General features: G+C 39.2%; 23 protein-coding genes, 1 tRNA gene and 2 riboswitches. Of the genes, 9 read left to right on the top strand and 15 right to left on the bottom strand.

Annotated elements, in window-relative coordinates; all coding sequences use genetic code 11:
* Positions 1-108 precede the first annotated feature (108 nt).
* Positions 109-1,464 (top strand): alkaline phosphatase family protein, encoded by a 1,356-nt coding sequence (locus U859_RS0108840; protein WP_025143031.1) that lies wholly within the window; start codon positions 109-111, stop codon positions 1,462-1,464.
* A 21-nt stretch (positions 1,465-1,485) separates the two neighbouring features.
* Here U859_RS0108840 and U859_RS32475 read toward each other — a convergent pair whose 3' ends face one another.
* Complete coding sequence (locus tag U859_RS32475) at positions 1,486-1,611, bottom strand: hypothetical protein (RefSeq protein ID WP_262496788.1); 126 nt, start codon at positions 1,609-1,611, stop codon at positions 1,486-1,488.
* 21 nt (positions 1,612-1,632) lie between these two features.
* On the opposite strand from U859_RS32475, the gene U859_RS0108830 reads away from it, so the two are divergent.
* Together U859_RS0108830 and U859_RS0108825 are read left to right on the top strand one after the other, a co-directional pair.
* Positions 1,633-2,475 (top strand): AraC family transcriptional regulator, encoded by an 843-nt coding sequence (locus tag U859_RS0108830; protein WP_025143030.1) that lies wholly within the window; start codon positions 1,633-1,635, stop codon positions 2,473-2,475.
* A gap of 138 nt (positions 2,476-2,613) precedes the next feature.
* Complete coding sequence (locus U859_RS0108825) at positions 2,614-3,939, top strand: amidohydrolase (protein WP_025143029.1); 1,326 nt, start codon at positions 2,614-2,616, stop codon at positions 3,937-3,939.
* Here U859_RS0108825 and U859_RS0108820 read toward each other — a convergent pair whose 3' ends face one another.
* A complete protein-coding gene (locus U859_RS0108820; protein WP_025143028.1) occupies positions 3,940-4,434 on the bottom strand; it encodes a nuclear transport factor 2 family protein in 495 nt (164 codons plus the stop codon).
* Between the two features lie 157 nt (positions 4,435-4,591).
* On the opposite strand from U859_RS0108820, the gene U859_RS0108815 reads away from it, so the two are divergent.
* Together U859_RS0108815 and U859_RS0108810 are read left to right on the top strand one after the other, a co-directional pair.
* Positions 4,592-5,059: a ribosomal protein L7/L12 gene (locus U859_RS0108815; protein WP_025143027.1), complete on the top strand. Its 468-nt coding sequence runs from the start codon at positions 4,592-4,594 to the stop codon at positions 5,057-5,059.
* 91 nt (positions 5,060-5,150) lie between these two features.
* On the top strand, positions 5,151-5,426 hold the full coding sequence (locus tag U859_RS0108810) for a hypothetical protein (protein WP_025143026.1): 276 nt from the start codon (positions 5,151-5,153) through the stop codon (positions 5,424-5,426).
* A gap of 173 nt (positions 5,427-5,599) precedes the next feature.
* Here U859_RS0108810 and U859_RS0108805 read toward each other — a convergent pair whose 3' ends face one another.
* The 11 genes from U859_RS0108805 to U859_RS0108755 all read right to left on the bottom strand — a co-directional run bounded on the left by U859_RS0108805 (position 5,600) and on the right by U859_RS0108755 (position 20,191).
* Positions 5,600-6,181 (bottom strand): DUF4833 domain-containing protein, encoded by a 582-nt coding sequence (locus U859_RS0108805; protein ID WP_025143025.1) that lies wholly within the window; start codon positions 6,179-6,181, stop codon positions 5,600-5,602.
* Positions 6,182-6,193: 12 nt separating this feature from the next.
* Positions 6,194-6,376, bottom strand: coding sequence for a hypothetical protein (locus tag U859_RS0108800; protein ID WP_025143024.1), 183 nt, complete (start codon positions 6,374-6,376; stop codon positions 6,194-6,196).
* Between the two features lie 83 nt (positions 6,377-6,459).
* A riboswitch (SAM riboswitch) is annotated at positions 6,460-6,559 on the bottom strand.
* Positions 6,560-6,575: 16 nt separating this feature from the next.
* Positions 6,576-6,646, bottom strand: a tRNA-Cys gene (locus U859_RS0108795).
* A gap of 901 nt (positions 6,647-7,547) precedes the next feature.
* Positions 7,548-7,645: riboswitch (SAM riboswitch) on the top strand.
* 287 nt (positions 7,646-7,932) lie between these two features.
* Entirely contained in the window at positions 7,933-9,573 is a 1,641-nt protein-coding gene (locus tag U859_RS0108790) for a TldD/PmbA family protein (RefSeq protein WP_025143023.1), read from the bottom strand.
* 153 nt (positions 9,574-9,726) lie between these two features.
* A complete protein-coding gene (locus tag U859_RS0108785; RefSeq protein WP_025143022.1) occupies positions 9,727-11,043 on the bottom strand; it encodes a TldD/PmbA family protein in 1,317 nt (438 codons plus the stop codon).
* A 2-nt stretch (positions 11,044-11,045) separates the two neighbouring features.
* Complete coding sequence (locus U859_RS0108780) at positions 11,046-12,680, bottom strand: TldD/PmbA family protein (RefSeq protein WP_025143021.1); 1,635 nt, start codon at positions 12,678-12,680, stop codon at positions 11,046-11,048.
* A 345-nt stretch (positions 12,681-13,025) separates the two neighbouring features.
* A complete protein-coding gene (locus tag U859_RS0108775; RefSeq protein ID WP_025143020.1) occupies positions 13,026-14,810 on the bottom strand; it encodes a hypothetical protein in 1,785 nt (594 codons plus the stop codon).
* A gap of 2 nt (positions 14,811-14,812) precedes the next feature.
* The gene (locus tag U859_RS0108770; RefSeq protein ID WP_025143019.1) at positions 14,813-16,945 is read right to left on the bottom strand and encodes a DUF4175 family protein; all 2,133 of its coding nucleotides are present in this window, start codon (positions 16,943-16,945) and stop codon (positions 14,813-14,815) included.
* A complete protein-coding gene (locus U859_RS0108765) occupies positions 16,932-18,302 on the bottom strand; it encodes a BatA domain-containing protein (protein ID WP_162799903.1) in 1,371 nt (456 codons plus the stop codon). Before U859_RS0108765 ends, U859_RS0108770 begins: the two co-directional genes overlap by 14 nt.
* Before the next feature lie 3 nt (positions 18,303-18,305).
* Positions 18,306-19,193, bottom strand: a complete 888-nt coding sequence (locus U859_RS0108760; protein WP_025143017.1) for a DUF58 domain-containing protein — start codon at positions 19,191-19,193, stop codon at positions 18,306-18,308.
* Entirely contained in the window at positions 19,193-20,191 is a 999-nt protein-coding gene (locus tag U859_RS0108755; RefSeq protein ID WP_025143016.1) for an AAA family ATPase, read from the bottom strand. Before U859_RS0108755 ends, U859_RS0108760 begins: the two co-directional genes overlap by 1 nt.
* A gap of 151 nt (positions 20,192-20,342) precedes the next feature.
* Between U859_RS0108755 and U859_RS0108750 the strand changes: the two genes are divergently transcribed.
* Complete coding sequence (locus U859_RS0108750; protein ID WP_025143015.1) at positions 20,343-20,972, top strand: DUF4159 domain-containing protein; 630 nt, start codon at positions 20,343-20,345, stop codon at positions 20,970-20,972.
* Between the two features lie 99 nt (positions 20,973-21,071).
* Here the strand turns inward: U859_RS0108750 and U859_RS0108745 are convergent, their stop codons facing one another.
* Positions 21,072-21,317 (bottom strand): hypothetical protein, encoded by a 246-nt coding sequence (locus U859_RS0108745; RefSeq protein WP_025143014.1) that lies wholly within the window; start codon positions 21,315-21,317, stop codon positions 21,072-21,074.
* A gap of 82 nt (positions 21,318-21,399) precedes the next feature.
* Between U859_RS0108745 and U859_RS0108740 the strand changes: the two genes are divergently transcribed.
* From U859_RS0108740 to U859_RS0108725, 3 genes are all read left to right on the top strand, one after another.
* Positions 21,400-21,945 (top strand): TetR/AcrR family transcriptional regulator, encoded by a 546-nt coding sequence (locus tag U859_RS0108740; protein WP_025143013.1) that lies wholly within the window; start codon positions 21,400-21,402, stop codon positions 21,943-21,945.
* Between the two features lie 2 nt (positions 21,946-21,947).
* Positions 21,948-22,277 carry a DMT family transporter gene (locus tag U859_RS0108735; RefSeq protein ID WP_025143012.1) on the top strand — a complete coding sequence of 110 codons (330 nt, stop codon included), beginning with the start codon at positions 21,948-21,950 and terminating at the stop codon, positions 22,275-22,277.
* A gap of 186 nt (positions 22,278-22,463) precedes the next feature.
* The gene (locus U859_RS0108725; protein ID WP_025143011.1) at positions 22,464-23,255 is read left to right on the top strand and encodes a DUF4350 domain-containing protein; all 792 of its coding nucleotides are present in this window, start codon (positions 22,464-22,466) and stop codon (positions 23,253-23,255) included.
* Between the two features lie 3 nt (positions 23,256-23,258).
* Here U859_RS0108725 and U859_RS0108720 read toward each other — a convergent pair whose 3' ends face one another.
* Positions 23,259-23,819 carry a DUF1543 domain-containing protein gene (locus U859_RS0108720; RefSeq protein ID WP_025143010.1) on the bottom strand — a complete coding sequence of 187 codons (561 nt, stop codon included), beginning with the start codon at positions 23,817-23,819 and terminating at the stop codon, positions 23,259-23,261.
* Between the last annotated feature and the right edge of the window lie 678 nt (positions 23,820-24,497).

Genomic DNA, 24,497 nt, shown 5'->3' with positions numbered 1-24,497 from the left:
ACGATTCACTTTATCCTATCTGCAAAGTTACTTCCCCTTAATATTTTGTTAACGTTTATACAACTTTAACGGCATCTTACTCAAATACCTTCGCGTAAAAATAATTTTATGAAGAAAATAGTTTCGCTGATTGCCTTGCTTTGGCTTTCAGTAGGGTATTTATCAGCCCAGGAGAATCACGTAGTATTGATCAGTATAGACGGTTTACGTCCCGAATTTTATTTAGATCCGCAGTGGGGCATGGTTAACGTGCGTCAGGGGATGAACAAAGGTTCTTATACAGAAGGTGTACGAGGTAGTTTTCCAACAGTAACTTATCCTTCACATACCACTATTGTAAGTGGCGTATTGCCTGCTAAACATGGTATTTATTATAATACGCCGGTTGAGCCTTTGGGTATTTCGGGCAAATGGTTCTGGTATTACAAAGATATTAAAGTACCCACCATCTGGACAGCTGCTAAAGATGCTGGTTTAACCACCGCAGGTGTAAGCTGGCCGGTTACTGTGGGTGCACCGATTGATTATAACCTGCCTGAGTATGTCATTCTACCACAGGGTAAAGGCGAAAAGAAAGACGAAATTAAAGCCATGCTGCAGGAATCGAACCCTAAAGAACTTTTTCAGGAAGTTCAGGATAATGCCATTGGTAAATTTGGAGAATTTGGTGCTTCGATCGATTTTTTTACCAGCGATCAGAACAAATCGAGAATGGCTGCTTATATCCTGAAAAGATATAAACCGGCTTTTTTAGCTTTGCATATTGCATTGCTCGATCATTTTGAGCACGAACAAGGTCGTGATGGCGATAAAGTAAGATCGGCTATCGTTGGTGCTGATGTAGCCGTTAAAACCATTATGGATGCTGCAGAAGCTGCCGGTATCAGTAAAAACACCACTTTCATTATTACAGGCGACCACGGTTTTGTAGATATCCATACCCAGGTTAATCCAAATGTAATGCTGGCCAAATTGGGCTTATACAGCGATACAAACAGGGAAGCCTGGAAAGCTTATTTTCAACAGAGTGGCGGTTCTTCTTTCCTGCATTTAAGGGATCCAAAAGATAAAGCCACTTTAGAAAAAGTTAAACTGGCTTTAAACGAACTTCCTGAAGGTATCAAAAAAACATTTCACGTATTGGATAAAGAAGCAATAAGCAAAGCACAGGGCGATCCGAATGCATTTATCGCATTGGCTGCAAATCAGGGTTTTAGTTTTGGTGCTGCCGCATCGGGCGAAATGCTTACCCCGGCAAGTGGTGGTACACATGGTTATCTGCCTACTGATTTTAAAGAAATACAAACCGGTTTTGTTGTTTTTGGTAAAGGCATTAAACAAGGCACGGTACTGCCACTAATGGGGCAGGAAGATATTGCTCCCTTAATTGCAAAATTGTTAAACCTGAACCTTAAAACAGACGGAATTTTATATCCTGGTTTGCTTGCGCCGGTGAAAAAATAAAAATTGTAGGCTCTCTTATAGCTATAACCGATCGTCATTCCCGCCTGTGCGGGAATGACGATTTTCTTTTGGATTGTTACGAGTGGCACCTTGTTCTATTTTTTTTCCATCATCCATTTCCATCATCCATCCCTTTCCATTTTCCATCCAAAATGTTAATTTTCCCCAATGGATGCGATTACAAATTTCCCCACGCTCGATATCAGCGAATTTTGGCCCAGTCAGAATGCGGGGAATAATTTATTGTATCATGAAATAATCGGGAAAAGGCATATTGAAAAACCGCACAAGCACGATTTTTTCCTTTTTATGTTATTTGAAGAGGGAAGTGGGGCTCACAGCATCGATTTTATAGACCACCAGGTTACCGGAAAACAGTTGCATTTACTCTTCCCAGAGCAGATCCACAAATGGGAACTCAACAAAGAAACCTATGCGCACCAATTGATGATCAGCAGAAGCATATTCGAAACTTTAGCTAATTCTTTGCGGTTTTCTTTAATTCTGTACCAGAATTATCCGGTGATCAGTTTAAGTGAAAAAGCCTATCATAATATTTTATATGAGTTTAAGCAGATTAAAAATGAACTTGCAAAGCCCATAATATTGTGGGAAATCATCCAGACCAGAACCAGGCTAATTGCCCTGATGATCAGCCAGGAAGCGGAAACCATTTTCAATAATCAAACCGTTTATCAAACAAAACCGATACTGTTTAAATATCGGTCGCTGATCGATGCCCATTACAAAACGGAGAAACTGATTCCTTTTTATGCCAATCAATTAAATATTTCGGCAAATTATCTGAATATTCTCTGTAGAAGGCATTTAAATGTTTCGGCTACGGCTTTGATTTATGAAAGATTGATCCTCGAAGCTAAACGGATTTTATTAACTACCGAAAAACCAATTAAAGCCATTGCCTTTGATCTTGGCTTTTATGACGTGGCTTATTTTTCCAAATTCTTTAAAAAACAGACACAGATTACACCACATGCTTTTAGAAGATAGTGATGAATTGAGCTGTAGTTATGTTGTTAATTGTGAAAATAATTGCTTAAAGTTATAAATAATACAATTATTGAAATAAATCCTACCACTCAAAAAATGGATTGAGCATTACATTTGTATTAACAAAAACCTGTTGCAATGAATCCACAATCGATCTCCAGAAAAGATTTTATCAGAAGCTCTTCTATTTTGCTGGCCAGTACCTATATCCCTTCCACGCAAGAGACAAAGGCAAATGAAATGGTAAAAGAAAATTTTGCGGATAAAACCCTTATCCTTAAAAATGTAAGGCTCGAAACGGGATTTGAATATGATCAGGATGAAGTAATCCATACCAAAACTGAACTTTTTACTGTAGAGATCGAGAATGGTAAAATCAAAAATGTGCTGCCCAATCAGCCCAAAACAAAAGCGGTTGATGCAAAAGGATTGTTGATGCTCCCGGCTTTTAGGGACATGCATATCCACCTGGATAAAACCTATTATGGATTACCCTGGCAGGCGCATTTAAAAAAGAACAAGTCTGTTAAGGATATGATCGCTTTCGAGCAACAGGTCATCCCAGAGTTGTTAAAAACCTCCATTCCGCGAACCGAAAAGCTGATCGGTTTACTTCAATCGTATGGAACCAGTTATGCCCGTTCGCATGTAAATATCGATCCTACTTCTCAACTGGATTCTTTAAAACATTTACAGCTGGCATTAGAAAATAAAAATAAATCTTTTAGGGCCGAATTGGTAGCTTTCCCTCAACATGGCATTTACTACACCAAATCGGCTGATCTGCTAAAAGAAGCTGCCAAAATGGATATCGATTTTATCGGCGGACTTGATCCAACTTCCATTGATGGTGGCATTGAAAAACAAATGGATTTTGTGGTTCAATTGGCCCTTGATAACGGAAAAGGCATTGATATTCATCTTCACGAAGCAGGAGAATCTGGAATTAAAACCATAGAATACCTGATTGATAAAGTGAATGAAAATCCGGTTTTAAAAGGTAAAACTTATGTGAGTCATGCTTTTGCGCTCAGGTATCTTGATAAAAATAAAACTGAAGAAATTGCCGAAAAGCTTGGCGCAGCCAAGATGGGGATTGCCTCTACCATTCCACTTTCGGGTAACCCAATGCCAATCCCAACACTTTACAAACATGGTGTAGAGGTGCTTGCAGGTAACGATTGCATTATAGACCATTGGAATACCTTTGGCACTGGGAGTATTTTACAAAAAGCAAATATCGCTGCGCAGATTTACGGTTACCGTACAGAATTTGAACTTTCGAGGATATTAAAACTGGCTACAGGTAATATTCTTCCTTTGGATGATAAAGGAAAAAGGCAATGGCCGGTAACGGGAGATCAGGCCAATTTAGTGCTGGTTGATGCGAGTTGCTCTGCTGAAGCCGTTTCGAGGGTATCTCCGGTTAAATCATTGATCCACGATGGGAACCTGGTTTTTTAATTAATCGCTATGCATTTCATCATGGCCATAGCTGATTACACGTGCTAATTTCCAAAGCCCATCTTTTAACTGCCAAACCTGCACAAATTTATAGGTTCCGCTGATTTTTTCTTTTTGCCCTTTATTGGTATGGTAAAATCGGTGAATGCCAATTTCGACAGCACCATAACCTTTTAAAGGGTGCACTTCTAAACTGCTTTTGATCAACTCCCTGCGGATGTGGTTCCCACGTGCGCACATTTCCTTAATCGACAACATTTCTATGTCTGCACCAACAGCAAGTCCGCCCAGATCATGATAAAATTCAAGATCATCTTTAATGAATTTTCTATAGGTTAATGTATCGCAGTTATTAAAGGCATTAAATAAAAGGCTGTCTGCTTTTACAATTGCTTTATATAAACTGTCGGGTGCAATGGAGGGGCTTTTCTGTGCAAAACTTGCATTGGTAAAAAGGCCTGTAAATAGGATAAAGAAAAGGATTTTGTAATTCATCTGGTTTATTGAGGGAATTATTTTCTATAACTGAACTAAGCCCAAATGTTTTTAAGAGGAAGGTTTTCGTAGCGTTATGGCTGTAAAGCTAACTTAATTTTAATTGCTTTTTACATCCCTTTGTATTAAATCTTAAATATTTAGTTAACTTAAACTTATGGTTAATGTTAGTCCCGAATTACAGCAAGAAGCGAAGTTACTCATCGCTAATAATCAGAAAATATTGGCAGTAAAGTTAATTATCGATCATACCCGCTGCGGTTTAAAGGAAGCGAAAGATTATATAGATGGCTTACAGGTTGGGTTCCAGAAGCCCACAATAAATCCGGCTAATCTGGATGATCAGGTATTGGCTATCTTAAGCCAGGGCAACAAGTTAAATGCCATTAAATATTATAAAGATGCTACAGGCTTGGGGCTGGCAGAAAGTAAAGATTATGTTGAAAAGTTGATGCAGCATAAGGTTGGTGGCAATCATGTGCTGGAGAGCAGAGATACCGATATTAAAAATATCATTTCAGGTAGTTCAATCAGTCATTCAAACTCACTCAGAAGCTTTTTGATCAAACTGCTGATCATTATCCTCACTGCTATAGCCATAACTTATCTTATGTTTAAAATTTAACTTTGAGCAAATTGCAATATTTCTGATAGAATGAAAATGTGACGTTCAAAAATCTTATCTTGATTTTAGACACAAATAAAATCTTAAGAATATGAAAATCACATTAGACACAAAATCCCTTTTGTTGGGATTTTTAGGCGCTGGATTAATGTTCACCGCCATCAGTTTTAAAAACAGTCAGGATCAGACCGGAGGAAGGTACCATACCGAAGTAAATGCGGGTAGTATGGTGGTTATCGTTGATAGTGAAACCGGGAATTATATTATTGCACCCGATATGCGTGATATTGGAAAAGTACAATGGATAAAAGGAGAGTTTAATAAAACCTTTAGCACCGCAATTGATAATAGGAGAGAAGCCAAATAATATATTTTTTTCTTCCAACAGACTTTATTTTGCAGTTTGTCATCCTGAGTGCAACGAAGAATCTTTTAGCAATATAATTACCATTTCATTAAAAGATTCTTCACTGCGTTCAGAATAACAGCAGGGGAGCGTTCTTTTTGGTTAATTAACCACATATGCACGGAAAACACGGATTATTTCACACTTATCCGTTCCACAGTCGGTTTACCAGTGGCTTCATCTGTGCCTTCCACTTCTGCGTATTTTACGTTTGGAAGCCAAAAACTTCCACCCTGTATCCTGATAAATAAGCGGTTAACCTTAATCGTATGGTTATTAATAGTGACCGATGCATGATAACTTTTATCACTGGATTTTTGCAGGTAAAAAGGTAGCTTTTTGTGCGATACAAATCGAAATTCGTATTTATCTGTTCCTAAGGTTTTCACATCTATCCCATAAGCAAATTTGCGTTGAATATAACCAAGATCTTTCTTCTGCCCCTTTTCACCGTAACGGATCCAATATACCTGAATGGGATTATCAGCGTTGAGACTACCATTTTTTTCTAAATTTAAGGCATAAATAAGTGTATTGGTATTCGGATCTCGCTGCAGGTAGAACAACATGTTATCTACATTTTTGGGCGTAGGAAAATTGATAGGGGAGGGATCTTTTGTTTGTGCCCAGGTTTGACTTGAAAAAATGAAAATCAACGAAACAATAGAAAATAAAGTTTTAGTCAGAATGGAAAATTTTGGTGGTTTAGAATGCATTTATAGTTTATCTTAGGTTTCTGTTTTTTCTTGATCTTTAGTCTGGATTTCTCCCTCACTTTGTTTGAGCTGTTCATTATAAAGGCGGTCTGATTCTGCCTTACAATGTTCATAGTCGTTTAATTTTTCGTAGGAAGTATTTCCGTGGATTTCAAAAAAATCCCTGATTGATGGGTAATCAAAATGAACTGACATTTCTTAAAATTTAGTTTACCAGTTTCAGAAAGAAGGGATAGCCGTTGGTCATTCGCCGAAAATGGTCGCATTAACCATTTTCAAACTCATCTTCTCTGCTATCTGCAGATGGAATTAGCACCTTATTAAAAACAGGTTGCTAAGACATCAAAGGGCCATTCCCTCCGTCTTTCTTGATAAGTATGTAATACAATTTTAGACGTCATGGACGGAATCGAACCGCCGTACTAGGTTTTGCAGACCTTTACCTCGCCACTCGGCCACATGACTATGCGGTCTTTTCAATCAGCTTATTCATTCACTTTTCGAAGAAGACACAGCAAAGGTAAATAATAATTACTATAAATTCTATAGAAATAGTAGTTTTTTTGAGATTTCTGATTTTTGATTTTTATTTTTGTGTTTAATGTGTTGATTTTTAGTTGTTTGATTGCCTTGTTTTATTGCGCCGTCATTTCGACCGTAGTAGAGAAATCTGTCTCAAGGTAGATCTCTCTCGAATATTCAGGACTGCGCTTCAGTCAATATGACGATGTTTCGTTGTAATTGTCATCCTGAGTGCAACGAAGGATCTTTCACACAGTTACTTTTGTGTTCCATAATTAAAAGATTCTTCACTGCGTTCAGAATGACAGCGTGTTACGGAAGATGTAAAATGGATGATGGAATTAATCAGCCTCTGTGCACTCCGTGGTTTCTCTCAGTGGGCTCTGTGGTTAAAATAAAAACCTGAATACAGTTTAAATTACTAAAATTGTAAAAAATAAGTCTGTCAATCAGTGTGTTATAAATAAAGTCTATAAAATCTATAGGAATACTTGTGTAAATTGTTCAAAATTTATACTTTTACAAAAAATTAAAACAGTTCACCAGCAAATTTACGTTCAATATGAAACTCTGCACACAACCTCAGTCATATTTTCTGATCAATTTTTCCGGTCAGTATAACTGTTGTTGCCGCTAATATAAACTAAGATACGGATCACCTGGTAAAGGTTTTCATTCAGATATTCTCATTTAAAAATCCTGGTACCCCGGGGCCTTTTGATAGAATATTATGGTGGTCATGTATTTCAGTCAATAAGTTGCCGGGGTATCAGGAACAGCCCAAACTAATCACCACCACTAGTTTAGGTTATTGCTCTAATTAATTCACCACCATTAATTAGTTGATTTATACAGAAGAAGGGAGAGTCAGTACTCGTTGAACTTCTAGCAACTTTCCATAGGAAAAAGTGCTCAAACTGATCTAGTAATAGATTATAAATTAACCGGTAACAAGTAAACACACCGTTTCCCGTTATAGATCATTAAAGATAACAGCTGTTTAAACAGCCTGTATCCATGTTATATGGTTTCAGTAGGTTATATTATTAAAACGCATATTAACATCATCATTAGATGTATAAAAAAACTCCTGGCTCACAGGTTTATATTTGGTTAGAAGAAGGGGCATTTCTGGATAGAATGCCCCTTTGTTTTTTAAGATTTTTTCACGGTCGTCATTGCGAGAAGGCTTTTTCCGCCGACGAAGCAATGACGAGTTTTTTTGAAACTTACCCCAACTTCCTCCCTGTATTAATCACATTAACCCCATTGAAACGGGTGGTGGCGCTGCCATGTGATACAGCACTTGCTTGCCCTGGTTGACCTTTCCCATCCGAAAATGTTCCGCCCAATCTGTAATCGTTTTTGTCGCAACGCTGCACGCAGGAGTTCCAGAATTCCTGGGTATTGGCCTGGTAAGCAGCATCTTTAAACATGCCTACAATTTTACCTTCTTTAATTTCGTAGGCCAGTTGTGAACTGAACTGGAAGTTGTAACGTTGCTGATCGATGGAATAAGAATTCCGGCCGAACATGTAAATGCCTTTTTCTACATTTTTAACCATATCTGCTGCGCTCAAAGCCGCATTTCCGGGAGCTAAGGAAACATTGGGCATCCTTTGAAACTGGATACTATCCCAACTATCTGCATAACAACAGCCCTGCGATTCTTTTAACCCTAAAATATGTGCCTGATCGCGTATGGTCTGGTAATTCACCAAAATTCCATCTTTAATAATATCCCATGTACCGCATTTTACACCTTCATCATCGTAACCTACCGCGCCTAAAGAGCCTGTTTCCAGTTTATCGGCAATAATGTTTACTTCTTTGCTCCCGAAGTTGAATTTTTTCGATTCCCATTTATCCAATGTCAGGAAGCTGGTTCCGGCATAGTTGGCTTCGTAACCCAAAACACGGTCGAGTTCGGTCGGGTGACCAACAGATTCGTGAATGGTTAGGAACAGGTGCGAAGGATCCAATACAAGGTCGTATTTGCCGGGGGCAATGGGTTTTGCTTTTAATTTTTCGTCAACATGTACGGCGGCTTCACGTACATCTTCGAGGATGTCGTAACGCTTTTTGTACATCGTAACCTGACCGCCTTTAATTTTTTCTTCGTCTTTCGGCTTCAGGTATTCAAAACCCATACCCATTGGTGCGCTTAAAGCATTTCTGGTTTCGAATTTACCACTTGCCGCATCGGTTTTGGTCAGCGTAAAAGTTGGCCATATCCGGTGGATATCCTGATCGATATAAGAACCATCAGTAGAAGCAAAGTATTTTTGCTCATTGATCATGAAAAGATTGGAGCTGATGTATTTTGCACCACCTTTCATGGCTTCGCTGTTTACTTTTAAAAGTAGGTCTACTTTATCGGCAATGGGCACTTCAAAAGCATTGATTTCGATAGGAGTTTTCCAGCTTACCTCGCCAAAACCCTTTTGAGGAGCCAGTTGAACAGGTTCTTCCATCAGTTTGGAATTCCCTTTTGCAATGGCTACGGCAGCTTCTGCGGCTTTGGCAATGCTGGCATCATCCATATTGTTGGTGGCGGCAAAGCCCCAGCTTCCGTTGGCTATAACGCGTACACCCAAACCATAAGATTCGGAATTGGAGATGTTTTCTACCCGTGTTTCCCTGGTGGCCACAACCTGGTTCAGGTACCGGCCTATGCGCACATCGGCATAAGTTGCACCCTTGCTTTTAGCTGCGTTAAGGGCAACATCGGCCATTTTTTTCTTTAAGGCAACGTCAACAGGGGTTAAAGATTCTTCAACAGAAATAATTTTGCCAAAGGCAGGGATGTTGGGTATCATGCTGGCGCCGAGGCCAACACCTGTCATGTATAGGAAATCTCTTCTTCTCAATTTTTAATTTTTATAATAAAAGGTCGTCATTCATAGTAGAATCGTCATTGCGAGGAGGAACAACGAAGCAATCTTACAACGATCGCTACCAGCGTGCGCATTAAGATTGCTTCGTACATCGCAATGACGGATTTTTTGGTGGGAATTGCTTCCTTAAATCGCGTCTGATAATGAAGTAAAAGTAAAGTCCCTGATTTTCATTGGTGGGATCAATCCGCTCCCTGTTCTCACGGGTTTACCCAAAGCCTCTACATTGTTGAGCATAATTACCGGACTTTCGTTAAACCTGAAATTCTTGATCGGGAATTTGATTTCGCCGTTTTCGATATAAAAAGTACCGTCACGTGTTAATCCCGTCAGTAATAATGTTTGCGGATCTACTGAGCGGATGTACCAGAAACGGGTAACCAATATGCCTTTTTCAGTGCTTTTGATCAGATCTTCCAACGATTGTGTTCCACCTTCGATAATCATGCTGCGGCTAAAAGGAAGCGGCTCAACATTTTTTTGTGCGGCCCAATACCTCGAATAGGAAAGATTTTTCACCACGCCTTTTTCTACCCATTGTGTCCGTTTTACAGGTAAACCGTCTCCATTCCAGGTTGAAGATGGAATTTCGGTATTCATAGGGTCAGAATAGATATTTACATTTTCTGAGAACAATTGCTCTCCTAAACGTGTACCACCACCTTTTTTGCTCATAAAGCTCCGACCTTCGTCGGCACTTCGGGCATCAAATCCCCTGAACATGTTGCCAATGATATCGCTGGCTGCAAGTGGTTCTAAAATAACCGTGTATTTTCCCGGTTCGATGGCTTTTGCTCCTGCAGAACCATTGGCTTTGCTTGCTGCAATTTTGCTGAGGGCAAGGGTATCCATTTTGTCAAGATCATTAAAACCTTGCTCAACATAACCAGAACCCGTTCCTTGCTTGTTTCTAACGGTTACCGAAAAAGAAACATCTGTACCTTTATTGTAGGCAAATAAACCTTTAGAGTTTAGGATGGCATTAAAACGTGTCGAATTTTCTAAGAAACCTGCGGCATCTAAACCGGCTGCTTTTGATACACTTAAACTTTTTCCAACCATTTCTGCCCTGGTATCAGGTGTCATGGCAGCAGTTTTAGCATTAAAGGTATTCGATTCTGCAAAGGTTTGCGGACCTAACGGTGGCATAAACTCTGGGTTTTCTGGTGCCAGCATGGCCAGTTCTTCTGCTCTTTTCACCACTTTTTGCAAAGAGGCGTCATCAAATTCGTTGATGGTAGCTACACCTGTTTTTTTACCAAAGGTTGAGCTTACCCCTAAACTCATGGTACTGATCTGTCCTGCGGTTGAAACGGCATTACGTGCATAACGGATATTTCCGCCGTCAGAACCATTTAAACTCACTTCGCAGAAATCGGCTTTAGAAAAACCAATTACTTTTTTTAATATCGCCTGGGCTTCTTCTTTACTTAATATGGCCATAATTATATTTTTCTTGCTGTATTGATAACATTAACTCCATTAAACCGCGCTGTAGAACTGCCATGCGAAACGGCACTGCTCTGCGAAGGCTGACCTTTTCCATCATTGAACGAGCCACCTAAACGGTAGTCGCTTGCATCGCAGATCGAATTGCAGGAGTTCCAGAACTCTTGTGTATTGGCCTGATAGGCTACATCGTTGAGCATGCTCACGATTTTACCTTCTTTAATTTCGTAGAAAATCTGTCCGCCGAACTGGAAATTGTAGCGTTGCTGATCGATCGAGAAACTGCCATCACCAATGATGTAAATGCCTTTTTCTACATTTTTGATCATGTCATCCACACTTAGTTTTTCTTTGCCCGGTTGAAGTGAGACATTTGGCATACGTTGGAACTGCACATCATCCCAACCCTGCGAGTAGCAGCAACCGTTTGATTCGGTTAACCCGATAATGTGTGCCTGATCACGTATGGCCTGATAACTTACCAAAACCCCGTCTTTGATCAGATCCCATTTCTTGCATTTTACGCCTTCATCATCATAACCCACAGCACCTAAAGAGCCTACCTGCGTTTTATCGGCCACAATGTTTACTTTATCGCTTCCAAATTTGAATTTTTTCGATTCCCATTTGTCTAAAGTTAAGAAACTGGTACCCGCGTAATTGGCTTCGTAACCCAAAACACGGTCAAGCTCGGTAGGGTGACCAACAGATTCGTGGATGGTTAACCAGAGGTGCGAAGGATCTAATACTAAATCGTATTTTCCCGGTTCAACCGATTTTGCTTTTACTTTTTCGTTGGCTACACGGGCTGCTTCTTTAACATCTTCAAGCATATCGTAACGGTCTTTGTAACGGGTTACAATTCCGGTAACTTTATCTTCGGGGCGTGCATGCATATACTCGTATCCTTTTCCGCTTGGTGCGCTTAAGGCATTACGTGTTTTAAATTTACCCGACTCGCGGTCAACCTTGGTTACATTGAAAGTAGGATAGATGCGGTGAACATCCTGATCGATATAAGAACCATCGGTAGAGGCGAAATATTTCTGCTCATTAACAGCAAAAATAACCGAATTTACAAAGTTGGCCCCATTCTGCATCGCCACATCATTCACGTTCAAAAGCAGGTCTACTTTCTCTTTTACCGGAACTTCGAAGGCATTTATTTCGATCGGTGTTTTCCAGCTTACTTCTCCATAACCTTTTTGGGGGGCTAGCTGAACAGGTTCTCCCTGTATTTTGGCATTGGCTTTTGCAACGGCAACAGCTTGTTCGGCGGCTTTGGCAATGGCATCTTTGGTTACATTGTTTGTTGCGGCAAAACCCCAGCACCCGTTGGCCAAAACGCGGATACCCACACCATACGATTCGGTATTGGCAACACCCTGAACACGTTTTTCGCGTGTGGCTACAAATTGGTTCAGGTAACGTCCGATGCGGATATCGGCATAGGTTGCACCTTTTGATTTTGCAGCATTAAGGGCAACATCGGCCAGTTCCTTTTTAATTTTTACATCCACTCCATCTAAAGCCTGTAAAGGGTCTATAGGAGTTCCGAATGCAGAAAGGTCGGGCAGGAGTAATGCACCCATACCCATTCCGGATAAGTAGAGGAAATCTTTTCTTTTCAATTGGTTCAGTTTAGTAGGTTTACGATCTCAATATAGCCAATTTTGAGGCTAAAAAGGCCCAATTGATTATAACATTTTAGTTTCAAAGCTGAAAAAGGAACTATTTTTTGTGAAAAGATGTTTTTAACCACAGATGAACACGGATAAACACAGATTTTTTGTGTTTTTTTCCTCATTGTCATTCTGAACGCAGTGATGAATCTTTTATTTTTATTAAGTGATTGCAAATGCGGGGCATCCCCGGCAATTAGTCGTTCTGAGCTTAGTCGGAGGGTTTATTATCAGTCCATTTTATATCGGTGAGTAATCCTTCACTGCGTTCAGGATGACAGCAACACGACTTCTTTAAACAGCCAAAATTCTCGATTCGTACCATAAAAAGGCAGCCGCGAGTAAAAATCCTGTAAAGAACCACCAGATTGAGATCTCTTCTTCTATAACCACATCTTTTAACTGCGTATTATTTACAGCTGTGCCTAAATTCTTGATAAATTGATGCGTATCGTTTAAATTTTGTTGGTTTTTAAGTGCCTGCCAATCGGTTTTTTTATAAATATATATGGGCTCGATGTTTTGGTTTACCTGTAAATCGATCCAGCCTGTTTTTTTTGGCCAATAAAGCGCATCCCATTGGAAAGGAAGTTCCATATTTTGTCGTGGGTTAAGTTGAACGTCATCGACCTTCAAAATTGGTAATTTGCCCGCTACTGATAAATCTGTAATTATTCTCGTTTTTTGATTCACAACAGGGAATTGAGGAATGATGTTTACAGTCAGCATATCGTTTCTTTTTCTTGCCGCATTGGCCAAAAGTTTAGACCAATAGGCAGCATAATCTGTTTTTTCTCCTGAAAGTATCCAGTTGTATGTTGAAGAAATGCTCGAAGTCAAAATTTTACCATAGCCACTAATGCTACTATTTACCAGCGTTTTTCCGCTTGCATCGGTAATAACCGACTGCTCATTTTGGTTTGTCTTTAAAAATAATCCTTGTTCAAGCGGCAATGGATTAAACTTGAAATGATCCTCTGCAAGCATTAAATTAAGTGTTTTTCCTTTTAAAGGAGGAATTTCAAACCTGTTGGATTTACCACTTAGCCTTGTTAAAGCTTTTGAGTCTGTTACCCTGATTAATAAGCCCATTCCATTATTAACTGCAATATTTATCGAGGACCTCTCGCCGGGGCTTATGGCTGCTAATTCTTCTTCATCAATAATGAGGATGTCGAATTTTTTTAAGGATAAAGCATTAATCTGGCTGAGGTTTATACTGTCCATATTCAGGAAATCGGAAGCATATTTATTTTTACTGATCTGACTTCTGAAAGCCAGTGGATATTGATTTTCGTATAGCCAGTTTTTTAAAAATTTATACTCAAAATCAGGAAAAGATGCCAGAATCAACACTTTCATCGATGCCTGGTTGCCCACTTGTACCGGAACAGCTTCCTTAGCCAATGTATCATTCTTCTGCAAAGCCAGTAACTGGTAAACAGCTTTCCCTGTTTGTTTAGGTGTTGTTTTGAATGAAAAGGATTTATTAGCATTTGCTTCGATATTGACAGAATCTACCGCCTTACCTAAACCTTTAAGCAAAAGTTTAACCGTTTCCTTCGTTGTATTTTGGTACATTCCCTGAACCTGAAGCGGTTCGCTGGTTTTTAATTTGGCTGGCCAGTTGGCAGCAATGATACCGGTAGGATTTGCTGAAGGGTGGAAGCTGATCTGGTATCCTTTAAGATTTTCCAATTCAGCTGCAGTTAAACCGTAACCATAAACATTTAGTTTTCTGATATTGGGATTCGATTTTAGGAAATAAGAAAGATCAGCAATGGTTGTGGCCTTTGTGTTTTTTAAATCTACCGAAGGAAGCGTATATTTTTTCCCTTTTAAGTTTGCAACTGAATCAAGGTTTGTACCTTCAGTGAGTAAAATGATTTCATCAGGATTTTGTTTTAGATGCGTTTCATATCTGATCGGTACAATTAACAGAACGAAACAGCCAACAGCCACTATGTTTGCTAAAATTCGCCATAGTAACCTGGCTTGATTAGCCCTGCGAACCTCTTTGTAGAGCAAAAAGGTCATTAATAAAAAACCAGCCAGCATAGCGATGTAGTTAAATTCCATATCTATCTGCCGGCTTTATTTAGGTTATTAAAATAATTTTGGTACAAGGCCGAAGCCGGGGCAGTATTTTGCACTTGTGGTTTGGCCGGTTCGACATTAATCATTTTTTGTATGGCCTGTTGAACCAGATCGATGTCTTTAATCGTTGGTCTATTTCCTGTAATCAGCTTTCTTAAGCTTGCTAGGGCATTTAAATAGGTTGAAGGATGATCTGCTGCGGCACCGATCATATATTTTTCTGTTTCGCCAAGCAAAAACCGATCTTGCCCGGTAAAGTTTTTACCTGTTTTTCTGCTTTCTAATAAGGCAAGTGCCGTTTTTAAATAAACCGTTCGTTTTTCTTTTTGCTCGAAAGTCATTTTCTGCACAGGCTGTGTAATTTTATCCAGCTCTCCGCTTAAGCGTTTCTCCGGTTTTAAAGCTGAAACTTTAACTGTGGTCTTCGCTACATAAGCCCGCGATTTCTGTTGCAAATCTTTGAGTAATCTTAATGCCTTATATTCGTAAGGTAAAGCTTCCTGCGGTTTATAAGTTCGTAAACGCAGTTCAGCATTCCACATTTCAGTTAAAACAGCTTTTAACTGCGCTTTCATTTCGGGTTCGAAGAAGGTGGCATCTTCAGCAATATCATGTTTATGGGCATATTTATCCATAATAGCGCTAACATCACCGAATTTTTCACTTTCAGCTTTATGCTCAGCATGTTCATCATGGTCGTCATGATCACCGCCGATTTCGGTTTCATTTTCTTCACCTAAAAACTGTCCGTAACGTAGCCTTAATAATTTTTGATCAATCCCCAGGTCGTTGCTTCTGGTTTTAAAAGTTGCAGCGGGTAATGTTGATTGTTCTTTTAATAATTTCTCAGTATCGATAATAATCTGCCGTTCACTTCTGAAATATTCAGGAACCAGGTTAACGCCGTTGGTCATGCCTGCCAAACTCATAAGTTCCGTAGTATCTACAATTGAAACAAAATAGACATCCGAACGGCTCGATTGCCCGTGGTTATCCATCGCTTTAATGAAAAAGTAAAGTTCATCACCTGGTTTCATGCCAAGGCTTTTTAGGTCGATGAGTTTATTTAATGAAATATTCTTCTTGTTATCGAAGCTGGTATTGAAAGAGAGTTTTTTTTCTGTAAAACTTACGCCTTCGCCTTTTCCACTGGCCATAGTTGCCGATATAAAAGCATCGTTAATGCCATAGTCATCGCTAAGCGATGCCTTCAGATCGAATTTTTGTGGCTGACCGATATCAATCGTAGTATGCTGTTTTGGCTGTGTGATTTTAATGGTAACCGGCAGATCTGGAATCACTTCCATCTGGTAGAGATCTGATTTTTTGCCATCAAGATCAAGCTGATAAAATCCAGATTTATTGATCGTTTTACTATAAATCCATTGTGTATGTGCCGCATTTAAAGCTTTTAAGGAAATACTTTCATTATCGTTAAAAATAAGTTTTAGCTTTTTGATACCAATGTTCGTTTCAATTTTCCAGCTGACTGTTGCACCTGTTTCGGCAGCAATAGTAAATTGTTTTTGTTTACGTTCACCTTTTCCTGTATAGGCTGGTGGAATAATGGTGGCGCTGAAAGCGGAAATTTCTGCCGGTATATTTTCTTTTATCGTAGGAACTTGATTTTTGTTTTCCTGAATGATGGAATCTGTTTTGCTAATTTGAGGGATTTTTGTAATTCCAAAGCTGATGAGCAAAGCCACAGCAAGTATCGCTAAGCCAAAATATAATCTCTTAAGAGGTTCTTTTGGCTGTGCCAAATTTGGGATGATATTTTCTATTTTGTTGCGCTGCAGTTGCTGCAACATAGATAACGCTGTTTCGTTTTGAAGCAATAAATCGGCACTTTCTTCCAGTTCGGGATAATGGTTGTTTACAAATCTCGAAACGTCAAGGTCGGTGGTCTTCCAAACAGGTTTGCTAAATAATAAAATAGCAAGTATAAGAGGAAAAATAGCTGCAAAAATCCAGGCAGGGGAATGTAGCAGATAAAAGCCCGTAACCGATAACAGCAAAGCAATAGCCAAAGCGATGGCAATGGTGCTGATCAGGTAAAAACTGATCCACCTTATCTTTAAGCTACGTATCCAGTTTTGTCCTTCAGTTTTTAACATATTGTGGTTTTTTTCTGAATGATAAGATACGCTCGGTAACAAAAATAAATAAAGCAGCTACCCAAAACAGAGTCGCAAGTGCCTCGTTTTGAGTGTTTTTTGTTAAAGACTGCTTTTTGCTGATCTCAATTGTTTCGTTTTGTTTAGGTGATAAAACACGCTGATCAGCAGGGTTATTTTCAAAGCCAAAACTATCCGGGTTTTTATCCTGAATAACAATTGGCATCAATGCCTTTACAAATAATCCATCCCAAACCAGTTCGCTCCATTGTGGATTAAAACGGCTGTAAAAATGAAAAATGTTCAAATTATTTGTTTTTTCCTTTGCCAAAATTGCATTTCCAAAACCATCGTTCCATATTTTTTCTGCCTCATTATTTGACTCAATTCTTTTACTCAATTTAATCTGACGGCCATCAAGGTTAATAAACGACGGTGCGGTAAGCACTTTTCCTTTTTCATATCGAAATAAGGTGCCCTTTGGTACAATTGAAGATTTAAAGTTTACAGAAACAGCCTCATCGGATAACCAAAAACCCAGGTCTGCTTTTTCATCAGTTGGATTGATGACAATTTTACGCCTGGTAAAACTGGCTATTGCCTTTAGGGCTGCAATTAGGTATTTACTATCTGTAATGCCAGCGGCTTCATGTATAGCTATGTTTATTGGTGCTTCATCTTGAGGATTTAAAGCTTGATAAGTTGTATTTGATGGATTTGATTTTGCTTCATATTTCTTCCCCGAATAGGTGGTGATCCAGCTGCTTAAAGTATCGCTTTGGTTCAGCGGAATCCATTTCAGCTTATAATTTACAGTTGGCAATTCGTTACCTAAACGGTTCAGGCGGTGATCGGCAAAAAGATAAACAGAAGCAGCCGGAGGAATCAGTTGATTGGCGGCACTAAGTAAGGTTGTGTAACTTAGATTATTGTGCTGCTTGATTTGATTAGCAGTTGTATCTTTTCGCGTTAATTGTACAAAACCTAAGTTAAAATCGTGGATTTCATAACCTTTTTTAAGCAGGGAATCTATTGTTTTTTGATGGGCTTTGTAAACCTGAGGGAAATTGTTTTTATCTATCAAAACCCACCCTGTTTTATTATTAACCGGTATTGTTTTTTTTAAATAGGGTTGTGCCAAAAGAAATGCCAGCAGTATAAGTAGCAAACAGCGCAGTACCAATAAAAGCCAATCGTTAATCCTAAAACTTTTCGAACTTGCACTCGAGCTTTCGCCCAAAAAAGCAATACTACCAATCTTAATGGTTTTGCCCTGTTTCACATTCCACAAATGGATAATGAGCGGGATCATTAAGCTTGCAAGCGCCAGTAAACCTATGGGATATAAAAATTGCACCGTTTAAATTCTAAGTTTACTTCTTTGTTTTAAAAAATCTCTCAAAGCCAGATCTAAAGGTTCATCGGTACAAATGGTTCGATAAAAGATTCTTCCATCAAGCATTTTAATCCTTGTTTCCTCAAAATAGGCTGTAAGCTTGTTTTTGTATGCAACCCTGGCTTTTGCCTGATCAATCTGAATGGTTTCTCCTGTTTCCAGGTCTTCGAAAGTGCTAAATCCTTTAAAATCCAGATCGAGCTCGTTTCTGGAGACCACATGAAAAACTACAATTTCGTGCCGAAGGGTATTCAATGTATCTAACAGTTTGATAATTTCATCATCAGTTTGATAGAGATCGGTTACAAAAATCAATAGTTCACGTTTTTGGGCACCGGCAAACAGTTCTTTATAATGAATGGGTTTGGTAAATTTTCCGTCGGGATTAATCTGCTCCAACTGGTAAAATAATCGGGCCAAATGCTGATAATCCTGTTTGGGTGTCATCGAAAAAATGCCGGAGTTTTTCAGTACATACAAACCAATCGCATCACCTTGCAAATTGGCGAGGTAGGCCAAAGATGCACCAAGGTATTTAGCGTAGTCTATTTTGGTAAAATCACCATCGCTATGGTTCATAGAAGCACTGGCATCAATTAATATGCGTACGGCAATATTCGTTTCCACCTCCGATTCGCGGATGTAATAACGGTCGGAACGGGCAAACATTTTCCAATCGAGCGAACGCAGGTCGTCACCGGGCTGGTAACTTCTGTATTGGCTAAACTCCAATCCTGGCCCTTTTACAGTACTTTTATTAATGCCGTTCATAAACCCATCAATCGTCATTTTAGCCGATAATGAAAGGTCTTTAATGGCCATCAATATTTTAGGATCGAGCAGTTTACTCATTAAATATTCGCTTTTGGTTTCGAAATGGCTTTAATCAGTTCCTCTGTAACCTTATCTGATGACACATTTTCGGCCTCTGCCTTAAAGTTCATTAATACCCTATGGCGCAGTACCGGATAAGCCATGGCCTGTAAATCTTCTAAAATTACTGCGTATCTGCCTTTAAATAAGGCTCTTGCTTTGGCTGTTAAAATTAAGGCTTGCCCAGCCCGCGGACCAGCCCCCCAACGTACCCATTCTTTTACGAAGCTTACTGTTGTGGTATCAGGGCGTGTAGCACGGATGAGGTCACTAACATAAGTAATCAGATCATCGCTGATGTTAACTTCACGGGTAATGGCCTGTAATTCCTTAATTTCTTCTGCACCGATAATCGGGTTGATTACCGCTTTTTTGCTGCCTGTGGTACTGCTTAAAATTTGTGTTTCCTCGGCTGCGGTAGGGTAACCGATTTTAATATATAACAGAAAACGGTCTAACTGTGCTTCGGGCAGGGGATAGGTTCCGGCCTGTTCGATCGGATTTTGGGTAGCCAAAATAAAAAAAGGACGATCTAAAGGATAGGTTTGTCCGCCGTAGGTTACCTCAAATTCCTGCATGGCCTCCAGTAAGGCCGATTGCGTTTTGGGTGGAGTTCTGTTCACCTCATCTGCCAGAATGATATTGGCAAACAACGGACCTTGGTTAAACTTAAAAAAGCGTTTTCCGGTTACATGGTCTTCTTCAAGTATTTCGGTGCCCACAATATCGGTAGGCATTAAATCGGGTGTAAACTGGATCCTCCTGAAAGAAAGATCTAAAGCCTGCGACATGGTCCTCACCATTAAAGTTTTTGCCAAACCCGGCACACCTTCCAGCAGGCAATGCCCGCCGGCCATTAATGCAATCAGCATTTCTTCAATGATCACATCCTGACCTACAATTACTTTCTGTATTTCGCTTTTTAACAGGGAGATCTTATCGATCAATATTTTTAGGTTGCTTTCTGAACGCTCCAAAATGGTTGGTTTTTTTAGTTTGACGATATGGTGCTTCAATATAGCGCATATTGGCAGATAGTTTTTAGCTAAAAAGAAAAAATATCAAAAAATTTACACGATAATTAGGATAAAAAACTGATTTAATAAAAAATGAAGGTAATTTTATGCTGTGCAAAGAGCAAAATTTACATTTGCGAGGTTAAAATATAATTCAGGTGATTGGGATACCGATCAGCGCATGCCGTCTAATCTCTTAAATTCTCTTCTGGAATATACCACCATTCCTTTGGATGAAGAAGAGAAGATTGTAGAGTTAAGCAGTCGCGATTTATTTAAATACCCCTTCTGCTATTTAAGCGGGCATAAACTGGTGCAATTTAGCCAGCAGGAAGCCATAAATTTTAAAACTTATGTGCATAATGGAGGCTTCGTTTTTGTTGACGATTGCAATCATGATATCGACGGCTTATTTGCCCGTTCGTTTGAAACGCAGATGAGTAACCTGTTCGGGCCGCAGGCGCTGAAAAAGATCCCCAACAACCATGGCATTTACAATTCTTTTTTCAAGTTTGAGAAAGGTCCTCCCACAACTTCTTTTGAGTTAAACGGCTGGGGTGATGATCTGGTACACGATTACCTTAAAGCCATCACCATTAACAACCGGATCGGGGTGTTGTACAGCAATAAAGATTATGGCTGTGAATGGGATTATGATTTCAGAAATAAACGCTTTTTAGCTGAAGATAATACCAAATTCGGTGTAAACATTATATTGTATGCCATGGGCATAAACAGTTAGCTTTTTCGTGCTGTCAGATGTTACCATCTGACAGGTTTAGACCATTCATTAGTTAAACCTGGAGAGCAGCAGATGGTAACATCTGCCGCCATGCTTACCTTACATTAAAAGATAACGATCATCAAAAACCTGCATTACTGATGCTTTTATCCCTAATAGTGCCAGTTTTTCGCAGCATTCAATCCCGATATCTTGTGTTGAAACAATTCGGATTACTTTATCGCAGTCTTCCAGATCGATTGACCATTCAGAAACATCATCCAGCCCTGCAATGGCCAGTGCAATAAGACTTGTATCGTTAGAAGTTTCGATGACGGTGGAGATGATGGTAATATAGGTAGACATATTTTCGAACTGATTTGTGAATTTTGCAATGCAAATATAATAATAATTTGCAAACAAACCATATGTTCGGTATCTTTGAATAATGGAAAATCCCTACAAAAGAAAAAAGGAGCCTGAAGTAAGCAAACAGCTCATTTTGGCTGCGGCTGCAGAAATTGGTGCATCAGATTGGCACCGTGTTACTTTTCAGGCCATTGCCGATAAAACGGGTTTGAGCAAGGGTGGGATTATCCATCATTTCCGGAACAAAGAAGAATTGCTTAAAGAACTGATGAACCAGAGCCTTGCCGAACTAACCGAATGGATTGTAGAAGAAAAGAAGTTATCGGGTAAGGAAGTAGGAAGTTTAGCTTATCTGCGTTTTATTATTGGTAAAAGTAACGACCTTTTTTACAGGAGGACGATGAAAATCATTACTCAGGTGATTCTCGTTAATCCGGAATACCGTAAAGGCTGGGATGAATGGTTTAGTTTGCATATTGGCAATGGTGATGATGGCGAACAAGGTATAAAACACCTGATTGTGATGCTCGTTGCTGATGGGCTATGGTATTCGGATAACCTTGGGGTTTACGATATCAGCGATCAAAAAAAGCAACAGATTTTAGAAACACTTATAAAACTTTAAGTATGAAATATCTTTTCCTGTCCCTGGCCATTATTTCAGAGGTAATCGGTTCGAGCTTTTTAAATGCAAGCAATCAGTTTACTAAACTCATTCCATCGACTGTTACTGTTGTGGCTTATCTGCTTTGTTTCTACTTCCTGTCTATTGCTTTAAAATCGATCCCACTGGGTACTGCTTATGCCATTTGGGGTGGATTGGGGATTGTTTTAACAGCCATTATATCTGTTGTGGTTTTTAAAAATAAATTAGACCTTCCTGCTATTATAGGCATTAGTTTGATTGTTGCCGGAGTAGTGGTACTGAATGTTTTTTCTAAATCAACATCACATTAAAATGCCAGATACAACACAAACAACCGTTCATCAGCATAAAACTTTTATTGATATCAACCATGTTGGCAAACAGTTGCAAAATTCGATCTGGATTAAAAATCTATCAATATGGTTGAAATTTGTGTGCTAATGGATTGATTGCCCTTTTAATTTATATTTTTGGTTTTCTAATCATATTACGATTTTATGAAACTACTTTTTAGATTTTGTTTGCTTGGGCTTTTAACAGGTTCATCTATTTTGGCGAGTGCACAAACCGTTACACTTGATTATTTTTTTAACCGCGAAACCCGTAAGGATAAACAAGGTAAAGAGGTCCGTTTTCATTACCTGTGGAGTGAACAGGCAATGAGTGGTTTTTCTATTCTTGGCAATGTGTTTAAGAAAGAAGGTTTTAAATTAGATTCGCTTGAAGCAGCACCAACATCGGCCAATTTAAAAGGAAGTGATGTTTACTTAATTGTAGATCCCGATCGTCCGAAAGAAAACCCTAAACCAAATTACATAGAGGCTGATCATATTGCTGCAATTTCTGCATGGGTAAAGCAGGGTGGGGTATTGGTGATGTTTGCCAATGATAGCGCAAATGTAGAATTGCCGCATTTTAATAAACTAGCCAATGTATTTGGCATGCATTTTACGAACGAAATGCAGAACCATGTAATTGATGATGCACATTTTGAAGATGGCGGCATCGTGATCAAAAATAATCCGGTGTTTAAAACGGCCAAAAAAATATTCATGAAAGATGTATGTTCTATCGATACCAAAAACGGGGCAAAACCGGTATTGAAAAATGCTGCCGGTGCAACGGTTATTGCATCCACCAAATTTGGTAAAGGAAATGTGATTGCCATTGCCGACCCATGGTTGTACAATGAATATGTAAATGGCCGTTTACCAAAGGAAATGGGCTTCGAAAACGATAAAGCTGCATATGATCTGGTGGTTTGGTTAAAAAGTCTCGTTAAAAAATAATCGTTAAAGTTTCTCCAACTTAAAATAGCCTAAATGAATCTCATCTTCAGGTAATTCTGAAGATGGTTTTATTTCGATATGGTATTTCTGTTTCGCCTCTTCACTTAAAATATCCTCAATTTTATATATATCATCTACATCGATGCCATATTTTTCGTCGATATGCGAATTGGCACCTTTTATCGAATTGGTTTTAAAAAAAACCGTTTTCTTCGCATCCTGTATGGCTTTGGCACGCTCATCGTGCACCGATAGTACAATATGGTGCTGTTCGTATAATTTGTTGGATAAATAGCCCCCCAGGTTGATAAAGAACAATTTATGTAGTGATGGCGGCGTATGCTCATCTCTTAACTTAATATTGATTTCATAATCATCAACCTTGGTTACTTCCCGCCAGCCATCAATGTGCAGGCTTGTACCTGTTCCCGGCCAAAATGCTTTAATTTCGGGCACGAGGTCTTTAAGTGAATGGGCGATGCCGAAGAAGTAATCGTGCTGCTCTACATTTCGCTTTGGGGCTTTCGAGCCCAGTAAAATCATATATAGTTTTAAATCGTTCATTAGTATATTAGTTCATTGGTCATTAGTTCAATTGGTTATTGGTTCATTCCTTCATTCACAATTCAATCATTAATAATAACTCATTCATCTTTTAACAGCAGTAATCATAATTGGTTCTTGGGATTTGTTATTTTATTCATTTTAACCATAGAGAACACAAATAGAAAGGGGCAGAGGGCAAAGAGTTGAGCTATCTCTCTGCAATATTATCTTAGAATTTCGATCTTAAAAAGGTCCTTCGACTACACTCGGGATGACAACCGCGAAAGAGTATTGCCCCTCATTCCGTGTCTCCGTGTCAATCAATTCCATCATCCACCTTAAAAAGATCTTTCGCCGTCGTTCCATTAACGGAATCCAATAGTTTGGTCGTCATTCCCGCGTATGCGGGAATCTTAAAGCGCTTGCATTATGATTATTCATAAGCACTCCTTGGTTCCCAATCGTGTTGCCAATGAAAAATTCTAAAAATTGGTCATCATCCCGACTTAAGCGAAGTGGAGAGATCTATCTAGACAGATTTAGCTTCGCTGAGCACTTACGTGGTTCTCGACTGCGTTGCACCCGATAGCTATCGGGTCCGCTCGAAATGAAGGTAACTCGAGGAAATTTTTACGCGAGACAATAAATTATCCCTCAGGATGACCAACAGTGAAAGAGTATTGGCCTCACAATGCC

Source organism: Pedobacter jeongneungensis (genome assembly GCF_000633455.1).
Classification (GTDB): Bacteria; Bacteroidota; Bacteroidia; order Sphingobacteriales; family Sphingobacteriaceae; genus Pedobacter; species Pedobacter jeongneungensis_A.
Note: the sequence above shows the minus strand (reverse complement) of the source record. Positions and strands in the feature narration are given on the sequence as shown.